The organism is Novacetimonas hansenii JCM 7643 (assembly GCF_000964405.1).
GTDB lineage: Bacteria > Pseudomonadota > Alphaproteobacteria > Acetobacterales > Acetobacteraceae > Novacetimonas > Novacetimonas hansenii.
In genome coordinates this window covers 24,090-34,410 of record NZ_BANE01000085.1, presented here as the reverse complement: position 1 = coordinate 34,410, position 10,321 = coordinate 24,090, and the positions used below count along the sequence as shown (strand labels likewise).

The window sequence follows — 10,321 nt, the reverse complement described above, 5'->3', positions numbered from 1 at the left end:
AGAAGACGCCGCCTTTTTCGATCGAAAGGCGGCACCCAGAAACTGTTCTTGTTTTCTATTAATGACTTGTTTTCAAACAATCTCTTGGAAAATATAATATTTTCGAATGATTTTTAAAAAATCGTTGCCAGAAGATTTCATTGTCCCGATGGATTGCTTGCCCGGGCTTTTAACCTGCCCCCAGAGCTGGCCCGGACACCCATCAGCCTGTTCTTACTCTTTGGGAAGCAGGATTTCACGGCAGGGCGTCTCGATATGGGAGTGCAGGTTGTCAGAAGCTGTTGATGCAGAGTCTTCTTTCAACAAGGGCATCCCGCCATTCAGCGTCCCGGTTCCTTGACAGCATAATCGCTGATGCCCCACAGCCGGTCATGTACGGCCTTGTAATATGCTTTTTCGTTATAGAGCGGCACATCCAGGTTCAGGTCGCGCGCCGTCAGCCGCCCGATCGCCGCGACCTCCTGATAGGAGGCCTGCACGAGGCTGCCGAGACTCATGACAAGGGCGACCTGTGCCTGCAACAGGGTTTCCTGCTGCTGCAGGACCGCAAGCGTCGTGCCAGTGCCCACAATGGCCTGCCGCTCCACCCCGGCAAGGGCGGAGACATTGGCGGAAATCGCCTCGCGGTTGCTGGTGATGGCCGCGCGGTTTGCAAGGATGCGCTGCCAGCTTGCCTGCGCAAGCTGTATGGCGCTGCGGCGCTGGACTTCCACCGCGCGGTGGGCCTGAATGACCTGCTGCTTTGCGGCGCGCACGGCCGCATATTCGCTCCCCCCCTGATAAATCGGGACCGAGGCGGAAATGAGCGCCATTTTGTTATCGTAGTTGGAGCGTCCTTCCTCCTGATTGATGTCGTGGGCGTAGCTGGCCTGCGCACTGATGGAGGGGAGGAGGGCCGCGAAGGCAACGCCCACCGCGTCCTTGCGCGCGGCTTCGTCAAACAGGGCGGCAATGACGTTTGGGTTGTTTTCCACCGCGCGTGTGGTCGCATCCTGTTCCGACTGTACCGGCAGGACAAGTGGCTGTGGTGGTTGCAGGTCGTCCGGGGCCTCGGCCCCCACCACCTGCTGGTAGGTTGCGCGCGCCGCCTCCAGCGTGCCTTCGGCCTGCTGGCGTGTGGCCCGTGCGGCGGACAGTGCGGCAAGCGCCTGCGCCACATCGGTATGTGTGATTTCGCCCCCACGGGCGCGTAGCTCTGTGGTGTGGAGCTGTTCTTGATACACTTTTTCGTTATTTATATCGATTTCAAGGATCTGCTGATCCTCGATCACGCCGACATAGGCGTTGACGACATCTGTAAAGACCTGCTGTTCGGTCAGGATCAGGCGTGCGCGTTCAGCCATCACGTCATGTACGGCCCGGTGGGTGGAGGCCGTGGTGCGTCCGCCGGTATAGATGGGTTCGCTGATATTCACCCCTGCGCCATAGCCGGGCAGGTCATAACGGCGGCTATAACCGTTTCCGCCGCTTTCGGGCGCCATCATCATGTTGCCGCTGTAATAGCTCATGTTGGCGGTGCCGGTAATCGTCGGTCGCCATCCGCCCAGGGCGGCGGGAACCTGCTCATCCGTCGCGCGCAGGGTGGCGCGTTCCCTGCGCAGGACTGGATTGCTCAGATACGCGCTGGCCAGTGCCTCCTGAAGGGTGTGGGGAACCGCGACAGGTGCCGATGATGGCGGGGGGATGGGCCTGCGTGCCAGTGCGGTGCCCGCATGCAGGCTGGCGGCAAACCCGATTCCCGCGACCCAGTATCCCTTCATGTAATATCCCCAGCGTCCGGCCCATGACGCAGGCGTGCCTGCCTGCGTGGCAGACACTATCTTCAGGATATTGCAGTCAGGTTAACCACCTCCGGCAATGGGTGCGATATCGGGTGCAGCATTGTATTCAGGCATAGGCCTCGAACGAAAATGCGGGGGCAGGGGCAAGTTCCGGCAACAGCGGCACATTCGCGTCGAATATCGTGGATGTTGCGCTGCCATCCTTTGTGGGGGTCACGATGCATACCGATGCCACCCCGCCTTCGGGCCAGACAGGGGCGACGATCCGTCCATCGGGTGCGCATTGCGCAACGATGGTCTGAGGGATGGCGCGGACTGCACCGTCGATCAGGATGAGGTCATATGGTGCATCACCCGCCAGCCCGGCCGACAGGGGGCCGATATGCCATGACACATCAGGTGCGAACGTCCGGCACAGGGATTGGCCGATGGCCGCAAGGCTCGTGTCGGATTCTACCGCATCGATCCGCAGTCCCTCCTGCATTGTGCAGGTCAGCGCGACGAGGTAGCCCGTCCCCGCAGCCACCACCAGCACACGTTCGCCTTCACGCGGGGCGGCGGTCTGTAACATGCGTGCGATCACGCGTGGCTCCGTCAGGGCCCGTCCATCCGGCAGCGGCAGCGACTGGTCCGCATATGCGAATTCCCGCAGGGATTCGGGGGCGGCAAGTTCGCGCGGCACGCGGCGCATGGCGGCGATGACGCGTGGGTCATTCACCTGTGCGGGCCGGATCTGCGCATCGACCATGCGCTGGCGTGCGGCCTCGTAATCAAGGGGGGGATGTTCGATAACGTGCTGGTTCATGGCCTTCCCTTCCATCGGCTCCCTGCAGGCAGGGACGGCGATCCGTGCAATCGCGACGGGTGCGTAATTTTTATTTCCCGCATGTCCTGTTCTATTCCCGCTTTTCATGTCTGCCTAGCAGGTGGCCCGCACACAACGGCTTGACCTGCGACGCGATAAAGGAGATATAGCCCTTGTCCCGGTAAGGTCCGGTGGCAGAGTGGTGATGCAGCGGACTGCAAATCCGTGAATGTGGGTTCGATTCCCGCCCGGACCTCCAATCCTTCCATGACAGGGAAGGACCGTTGTTGACATATTCCCCGAAAAACAGCCGTTTTTATCGCATAACTTTGGACATGCGATGACATGGGGAGTCACTGAATGATGCAGCTTATGGGGGTATCCGTGGGGGTATCGTCAAAAGGGCGGGGGTATCAATGCTGACGGACGCTGCCGTCAGGCGTGCCAAGCCCCAGGAAAAGCCGTACAAGATACCCGGCTCGGGTGGTTTGCATGTTCTGGTCAAGCCAAATGGCTCACGCCTGTAGCGACTGAAATATCGCTTTGGCGGCAAAGAGAAACTGCTTTCGATCGGCGCATATCCCGAGGTTTCGCTATCCGGTGCCCGCAAGGCGCGGGATAGCGCGAAGGAGGAATTACGCGCAGGACGGGATCCGTCACTGACAAAAAAGCAGCATCGCGCCGAGGCCGCCTGTACCAAAAACCATCTCCGATCGGTTGGAGAGGCATGGTTGAAAATCAAAAAACCGGTCTGGAGCGAGGTTCATTCGCAAAATGTTGAATATACGCTCCAGCGGTTCATCTGGCCGAAACTGAGCAATATCCCCGTGACCGACATCAGCCCGCCCATGGTGCTGGAGGTTATAGTAAGGAATCGGCAGGACAGGGTCACGGGACACTGCGCAGCGCGTTCGGCAGCGACTATCGGCGATTTTCATTTACCCAAGATGGCAAAACCGGAGATCGAATGGCCGGTAGAGACATTCAGTGACAGCGGCCTGCCAGTTTGGGTTTTCGGCCAGTTTTTTCCGTTGGGGCGCTAACTGCCAATCGCGATTATCACGCAAAGCCCAGCGAGCTTTGATCTCGGTGTCCGGCAGCGAGGCATCGCGGAGCGCGGTTATCTGTCGCATCAAGCCACAGGAAATGAGGAAGTATGTCTGGATCAAATCGTCCTTATAATCCGTCCCACACTCCGTCGCCGTCAGAAACACCACGGGCTCCCAGCGCAACTAATGATGTCGCTTCAAGGACGCGGTTTTATTGAACGTCACGAGGAGCAAAGGGGCGTCAGCAATCGTTTGCACTGGCCGGGCGGGGCGTCGGGGGTAACGCTCGGGCCTGGCTATGACATGCGCGATCGTTCCCGGGCTGAGATTGAACAGAAATTGCGGGCTATCGGCATCAACTCTAGTCTGGCGTCGCGTGTGGCGGCGGGGAGCGGTCTGCGTGGCGAAGCGGCCAGGCGCTTCGCCCAGGATAACAGAAATCTCGTCGATCTGTCAGACCTTCAGCAGAGACGCCTTTTACAGGTCAATCTACCGAGCTATGAGGCGATCGTTCGTCGGGGCATCCATGTCTACCTGACACAAAATGAGTTCAATGCCCTCGTGTCGTTCGTCTATAATCCAGGAAGAGGTTGGCCGGGTGTCCGTGCTGCTATCAACAGCGGCGACAAGCTCAAGGCTGTCAGGATAATTGAGGAGCAGGTACGCTCGAAAGGCAAGGTCTTGCGCGGTCTGGTCCGGAGACGACACGATGAGGCCATGCTTCTGCTGAGAGGACGATATTGATAATCCGCGTTATCCTGAGCCTGATTTGCGTCGTTTGTATCGGCGGGGTTGCCCTCGCGGGTACCAAGCCGGAGTCTTTGGAGGAACTGACCTACAATCTCAATACGATGTTCAACGAAGAACTCGATGGAAAAGCGTTTTTTAATGGGCGCCTGATCGTGCGCGTCGAACGTGTTTCGACCTGTGTGTCAGCGGTCTGGACCCGCAGCGGCGATGTCGGATCGCCGTTGCGGCGCGACCTGCTGGAATGGAACAAAATGTTCGATGGCGATCCTCGGATCGAGGCTCAGTTTTACTATTTGACGTTCGTCTATACTGACCATCGAAGCGACGATGTTGTATCCATGCCTCTTACGGCGGATCCGGATCATTTCGAAGATTCGGCGGGTGTCTACCTCCCAGCGTGCCAACCGAAACGGCATGATCGCAAGTGAGTATCTCTACGCCGGGTGACCCGGCCGGAAACATAACGCTCTGCGGGTCTGCCAGAGCAGACCCCATTCAGATGGGATCATCTGAATGGGTGAAGATTCTTGCAAAAACCGATGAAACAGCGGCTTGCTAGCTGAACTAGAGCATGTCCACTTTATTCCGGCTCATATCCAGCGGCTGTAAAGAAGTTGGCGCATTCATCAGGAGTAAAAGCATCCAGGACGGATCCGGCGGCGTCCCACAGGACCTCCATGTGCCCTGAAAAGCATATGGTTATCGTGAAAATATCAAGATGAGGACATGACCCCGTGACAGCGGGGCTGATCCTTTTCCCAATTCCCAAATGTGTCGATACCCTGCTTTCCTTGTTACACAAGGGATGCCTGAATCTGCTTGCCTGTGACAGGTCTGCGCAGCAGAAAATATTCCTGGATTTGTTTTTTTTGCTACTTGGAAAAACGGGACCAGAAACCCGCTTGAATCATAAAAGCCTTGAAGGAAACTGCCTTTCTGGGAAAATCTGGCATCACAAACTTTATGGATTCCTGTCCGTTATTATTGCCAAATAGCTTTCTGTAAAGCCGCAGTTTCTTGAGGGTTTTTAAGGCAGGCTCCCTGCTCAGGCCGCGCCATTGCCACGGTCGCGGTCGTCAAGGAAAAGCTGGTCCGCTTCCTCATCAAAATCGAACAGTTCGGCGTATCGTGCCCACCCGATCAGGGTCTGTAGCGTCTGCTTGGCATAATCGGGGGACATGCCGTCTTCCAGCTCATCGCGGAAACGTTCGGCGCTGGCGCGGTGGTTGGGGCGTTCATCCAGGACCGATCGGATGGAACGCACCATCGGAATGTTACGCAGCAGGCTGTGTGACAGGATCTGCTTGCGCTCGTCATGCTCGCTCTGGACAAAGCGCATGCCCTGTGGCGTTAACAGGATGTCCCCATCCTCCAGTTCGGCAAAGCCCAGAAGCTGGAGTGACTCGCCAAGCGGGAACAGGTCGTCGAGTTCCAGTTGCAGCCGGCTGGCAAGCAGCGGCAGGTCGGCACGCCCGTCGAGCGGGTCCGCCGCCAGCGTTTCCATCATGCCGACCATGGTGTTGATCGCAAGGCGGGGCAGGGCGATGGCTTCGATCGGCGGGGGGGTATTGGCCATTCCTGCTTCGGTCAGATCTGCTTCGGAAACGACTGGCGCACGGCGGGTCATCAGGGCATAGATCCGGTCCACGAACTGCCGGAAGGCCGCATCTTCGCGATTGCGGGGGTGATCGAACGGGACGCTGAGTTCATGCGCCACCCGCCCGGGGTTGGAGGAGAAGATCAGGATGCGGTCGCACATCAGGACCGCTTCTTCGATATTGTGTGTCACCAGCAGGATCGACTTGATCGGCAGCTTGTGTTCGGACCATAGCTCCACAAGGTCGGTGCGCAGGTTTTCCGCAGTCAGCACGTCAAGCGCGGAAAAGGCCTCATCCATCAGCAGCAGGTCGGGATGCACCACCAGCGCACGTGCCAATCCCACGCGCTGGCGCATGCCGCCAGACAGTTCCTTGGGATACGCATTTTCGTAACCGCCCAGACCGATCAGGTCGATCGCACGTTCGGCCAGGTCGGCGCGTTCGGCTGCGGGAACGCCCTTTGCCTCCAGCCCCAGTTCGACATTCTTCTGTACCGTCAGCCATGGGAACAGTGCGAATGACTGAAACACCATGGCGATGCCGGCGGCGGGGCCGGTTAGCTTTTTGCCTTTCCAGACCACCTCGCCCGATGTCGGTGTCAGCAATCCGGCGATAATGCGTAAAAGTGTCGATTTGCCTGATCCCGAACGACCCAGCAGCCCCACGATCTCCCCCGAATGCAGGGTCAGGTTCACATTGTCCAGCACGACCAGGTCGGTGGCGCTTTCCTTGTGATAGGCCTGCTTGCAGTCAACGACCCGGACCAGGGTCTCACTTTCGGGAGGGACATGCGGGGAGGGTGGTGCGGAAGGCATCTGGTGCTTTCAGTTGAAGGTGAAGTGGCGTGCGGCGTAATTGGCCAGCGGACGCCACACCGCACGGTTGAACAGCAGGACGAACAGGGACATGACCACCATTCCCAATCCCACGCGGTCGGTCGCGCCGTCGATCGTCGCCTGCGCGATATAGGCGCCAAGGCCCTGCGCGCGCAAAGTGGTGGAGCCCCAGCTTGCCATTTCCGTGGCGATGGCGGCATTCCATGCCCCGCCCGATGCGGTGATCGCCCCGGTGATGAAAAACGGCACGATACCGGGCAACATGACGCGCATCCACCATAACGTGCCGCGCACCTGGAAATTGCGCGCGGCCTCCAGCAGGTCTGTGGGATAGGACGATGCCCCGGCCACGATGTTGAACAGGATGTACCACTGCGTGCCCAGCAGCATCAGCGGTGTCAGCCAGATATTGCTGTTGAGGTGGAAGCGCACGATGAACAGCACAAACAGCGGAAAGAACAGGTTGGCGGGAAAGGCGGCCATGAACTGCGCCACGAACTGCGCCCGGCGCGCCCGGCGGGCGTCAAGGCCCAGCCAGATGCCCACCGGCACCCATATTAGCGACGCCACCAGCAGCGTCACCAGCACACGCAGCAACGTAAGGCCACCCAGCCCCATGACCTGGAACACCTGTGATGCGGTGAAATGCCCGGCGGCATAGGTCAGTACTTTTCCCCCAAGGACAAGGGTGCAGCCGCCAAGGCACGCCCACCATGCGATATCGAGCATACGGCCCGACATATGTGATGGCGTAACGTCGGAGGGCGCGCGCCCGATGCGTAACCAGCCGATGAAGGTCAGCGCCCGTCCCAGCGCGTCGCTGGCGCGGCGCAGCAGGGACGTCCGGCGCAGCAGCGCCAGCACCCACGGGTCGGGTGCGGCCTCGCCCTGCGTGTCCTCGATGCTGAAGCGTGCTGACCACGCGACAAGTGGGCGGAAAAGCAACTGGTCATAGGCAAGGATGACCGCCAGCATGGTCACGATGGCATACAGGATCGCCAGCAGGTCGCGATGCGCGATGGCGGTGCCGACATACGATCCGATGCCTGGCAGGGCAATGTCGGTATTGCCCACGGTGATTGTCTCGGAATAGACGACCATGAACCACCCGCCGGACATGGAAATCATGGCGTTCCACACCAGCGAGGGAATGGCGAACGGAACCTCCAGCCGCCAGAAGCGCTGCCACGCCGTCAACCCGAAGCAGCGGGCGGCTTCTTCAAGGTCGGCGGGCACGGTGCGCAGCGACTGGTACATGCTGAAGGCCATGTTCCATGCCTGGCTGGTGAAGATCGTAAAGATCGCGGCCAGTTCGGCCCCCATCATCCGGCCGGGAAAAAGCCCAAGGAAAAAGACCACGGTAAAGGTCAGGAATCCAAGGATCGGCACGGATTGCAGGATATCGAGCACCGGGACAAGGATCTGTCCCGCGCGACGGCTTTTCGCCGCCCATACGGCATAGGTAAAGGTAAAGACCACCGACGCCAGCAGGGCGGCGAACATCCGAAATGTCGTGCGCAGGGCATAGCCCGGCAGCCATGACGGATCGAGGTGGATGGCCTGCGCCGTGGCGGGCGACAGCGGCACCAGCATGTGCCGCCCCACCGTGGCCAGCGCCACGGCGAAACCCATCAGGATAACAAGCCCGACCAGGTCGAACAGGTTGGGCCGGACCCTCAGGCCGTGGGTGGGAAGGGACGGTTCGTTCACCCTGTCGTCCCCGGTATCGCGCCCGCCGTCACGCCCGTGTCCGTACCCGTGCTGCCAAAGCCACCCGCACCGCGCGCGGTATCGTCCAGTGTCTCGCACTCTTCCCACATGCCGCGCACGACCGGGGCCAGCACGGCCTGTGCGATGCGCATGCCACGTTCGACCACAAAAGGTTCTTCGCCGGTATTGAGCATGATGATGCCGATCTCGCCACGATAATCCTCGTCAATCGTGCCGGGGGAATTGGGCAATGTGATGCCGTGTTTAAGCGCAAGCCCCGAACGCGGGCGGATCTGGAGTTCGTATCCCGCCGGCAGCGCAATGCACAGGCCCGTGGGCACCAGGGCGCGTCCCCCGGCCCAGATCGTCACGGGGGCGCTGACGGCCGCCACGAGGTCCATCCCCGCCGCCCCCTGTGTCGCATAGGCAGGCAGAGGCAGCCCCACGGCATGCGCAAGGCGGCGGATACGAACGGGCAGGGTGGGGGGGGTCATGCAGGGACTCCATCAGGGGGAAGGTCGGGTGTATCGGTGCCGGGACTGTCGGGTGCGATGTCGAATGCCGCCGTGATCCTGCGCACAAGACCGCACGCCACCGCGTCCTTGGACATCCGGGGCCAGTATTCAGAACCTGTGGCGGTGATCAACGTCACCTCGTTTTCATTACCCCCCATGATGCCGGTTTGCGCGCGGACATCATTGGCAATGATCCAGTCACATCCCTTACGCTTGCGCTTGGCTACGGCATTGTCGCGCACGTCGTCGGTTTCCGCGGCGAAGCCCACCACCAGGCGCGGACGCGCCGGGCCGGGGCGCGACAGGTGGGCCAGGATATCGGGATTGGGTACCAGTGCCAGCGAGGGCGGCGGCGCGCCAGGGGTTTTTTTGATCTTGCTGGTGACAGGGGTGGCGATGCGCCAGTCGGCCACGGCGGCGGTGCAGACAGCGATATCGCACGGCATGGCGGCATCGCAGGCGGCCAGCATCTGCACCGCCGTTTCCACCCGGTGCAGCGTAACACCCGGCGGGGGCGGCAGGATGGTCGGCCCGCTGATCAGCGTGACCGCCGCCCCCGCCTGCGCCAGTGCGTCGGCAATCGCATATCCCTGCCGCCCGGATGAACGGTTGGCGAGGTAGCGCACCGGGTCGATCGGTTCGTGGGTCGGGCCTGCCGTGACCAGCGCGCGCAGGCCATGCAGCGGCCGCAGGGCAGGGCGCGGGACGGGGAAGTGGACGGGGGGCTGGACGGGGCGCAGGGCATCCATGATGGCGTCGGCGATCATGGCCGGTTCGCTCATCCGGCCCGGTCCGGTTTCGTTACAGGCCATCACGCCATCTTCCGGGCCGACGAATGTGACGCCGCGTGCGGCCAGTGTCGCGACATTCGCGCGGGTGGCGGGGTGCAGCCACATGCGGACATTCATCGCGGGCACGGCCATGACGGGTGTGTCTGTCGCCAACAGCACCGCGCCAGCCAGGTCATCGGCAAGGCCGGCGGCCATGCGCGCCAGCATGTCGGCCGTGGCAGGGCATACGACAATCAGGTCGCTGCCCCGTGACAGGGCGATATGCCCCATTTCGTGTTCGTCCGTCAGGGAAAACAGCTCTTCGGACACGCGCTCCCCCGTCAGGGCCTGCAGGCTGAGGGGGGTGACGAAACGTGCGCCCGCACGTGTCAGGATGGTACGCACCCGCACGCCCCGTTCCGTCAGGCGGCGGACCAGTTCCAGCGCCTTGAACGCGGCGATCCCGCCGCACACAATCAGCAGGACGGACGGGCGCGCGTCTTTCAT

10 protein-coding genes, 1 tRNA gene and 1 pseudogene are annotated in these 10,321 nt (G+C 60.9%); 6 read left to right on the top strand and 6 right to left on the bottom strand.

Annotation, left to right across the window (positions count from 1 at the left end; translation table 11 throughout):
• Positions 1–320 precede the first annotated feature (320 nt).
• Positions 321–1,760, bottom strand: coding sequence for a TolC family outer membrane protein (locus tag B7G66_RS07050; protein ID WP_040511690.1), 1,440 nt, complete (start codon positions 1,758–1,760; stop codon positions 321–323).
• A gap of 127 nt (positions 1,761–1,887) precedes the next feature.
• Positions 1,888–2,586 (bottom strand): protein-L-isoaspartate O-methyltransferase family protein, encoded by a 699-nt coding sequence (locus tag B7G66_RS07045; RefSeq protein ID WP_040511691.1) that lies wholly within the window; start codon positions 2,584–2,586, stop codon positions 1,888–1,890.
• Between the two features lie 185 nt (positions 2,587–2,771).
• On the opposite strand from B7G66_RS07045, the gene B7G66_RS07040 reads away from it, so the two are divergent.
• The 6 genes and pseudogenes from B7G66_RS07040 (at position 2,772) to B7G66_RS07020 (ending at position 5,380) form a co-directional block, all read left to right on the top strand.
• Positions 2,772–2,845: transfer RNA gene (locus tag B7G66_RS07040), tRNA-Cys, on the top strand.
• Between the two features lie 271 nt (positions 2,846–3,116).
• Positions 3,117–3,200: pseudogene (locus B7G66_RS19040) on the top strand (Arm DNA-binding domain-containing protein); the annotation flags it as partial.
• A 117-nt stretch (positions 3,201–3,317) separates the two neighbouring features.
• Positions 3,318–3,629: a phage integrase central domain-containing protein gene (locus B7G66_RS18685; protein WP_050772106.1), complete on the top strand. Its 312-nt coding sequence runs from the start codon at positions 3,318–3,320 to the stop codon at positions 3,627–3,629.
• A gap of 309 nt (positions 3,630–3,938) precedes the next feature.
• Positions 3,939–4,379, top strand: coding sequence for a glycoside hydrolase family protein (locus B7G66_RS07030; RefSeq protein ID WP_064305425.1), 441 nt, complete (start codon positions 3,939–3,941; stop codon positions 4,377–4,379).
• The gene (locus B7G66_RS07025; RefSeq protein WP_225578658.1) at positions 4,376–4,813 is read left to right on the top strand and encodes a hypothetical protein; all 438 of its coding nucleotides are present in this window, start codon (positions 4,376–4,378) and stop codon (positions 4,811–4,813) included. The genes B7G66_RS07030 and B7G66_RS07025 overlap by 4 nt, the downstream gene beginning before the upstream one ends.
• A gap of 306 nt (positions 4,814–5,119) precedes the next feature.
• Positions 5,120–5,380, top strand: a complete 261-nt coding sequence (locus B7G66_RS07020) for a hypothetical protein (RefSeq protein ID WP_003618375.1) — start codon at positions 5,120–5,122, stop codon at positions 5,378–5,380.
• Between the two features lie 50 nt (positions 5,381–5,430).
• Here B7G66_RS07020 and B7G66_RS07015 read toward each other — a convergent pair whose 3' ends face one another.
• From B7G66_RS07015 to coaBC, 4 genes are read right to left on the bottom strand one after another with little or no spacing between them, the layout of a single operon-like run.
• Positions 5,431–6,798, bottom strand: coding sequence for an ABC transporter ATP-binding protein (locus tag B7G66_RS07015; protein WP_003618377.1), 1,368 nt, complete (start codon positions 6,796–6,798; stop codon positions 5,431–5,433).
• A 9-nt stretch (positions 6,799–6,807) separates the two neighbouring features.
• Complete coding sequence (locus B7G66_RS07010; protein WP_003618378.1) at positions 6,808–8,529, bottom strand: ABC transporter permease; 1,722 nt, start codon at positions 8,527–8,529, stop codon at positions 6,808–6,810.
• On the bottom strand, positions 8,526–9,023 hold the full coding sequence (gene dut / locus B7G66_RS07005) for a dUTP diphosphatase (RefSeq protein ID WP_003618379.1): 498 nt from the start codon (positions 9,021–9,023) through the stop codon (positions 8,526–8,528). The genes B7G66_RS07010 and dut overlap by 4 nt, the downstream gene beginning before the upstream one ends.
• Complete coding sequence (coaBC, locus tag B7G66_RS07000) at positions 9,020–10,321, bottom strand: bifunctional phosphopantothenoylcysteine decarboxylase/phosphopantothenate--cysteine ligase CoaBC (RefSeq protein ID WP_003618380.1); 1,302 nt, start codon at positions 10,319–10,321, stop codon at positions 9,020–9,022. Before coaBC ends, dut begins: the two co-directional genes overlap by 4 nt.

What these genes read in the sequence shown, in the direction of transcription:
- B7G66_RS07015 (WP_003618377.1), bottom strand. Translation starts at nt 6,798, where the DNA reads ATGCCTTCCGCACCACCCTCCCCGCATGTCCCTCCCGAAAGTGAGACC.
- B7G66_RS07050 (WP_040511690.1), bottom strand. Translation starts at nt 1,760, where the DNA reads ATGAAGGGATACTGGGTCGCGGGAATCGGGTTTGCCGCCAGCCTGCAT.
- B7G66_RS07045 (WP_040511691.1), bottom strand. Translation starts at nt 2,586, where the DNA reads ATGAACCAGCACGTTATCGAACATCCCCCCCTTGATTACGAGGCCGCA.
- B7G66_RS07030 (WP_064305425.1), top strand. Translation starts at nt 3,939, where the DNA reads ATGCGCGATCGTTCCCGGGCTGAGATTGAACAGAAATTGCGGGCTATC.
- coaBC (WP_003618380.1), bottom strand. Translation starts at nt 10,321, where the DNA reads ATGAAAGACGCGCGCCCGTCCGTCCTGCTGATTGTGTGCGGCGGGATC.
- dut (WP_003618379.1), bottom strand. Translation starts at nt 9,023, where the DNA reads ATGACCCCCCCCACCCTGCCCGTTCGTATCCGCCGCCTTGCGCATGCC.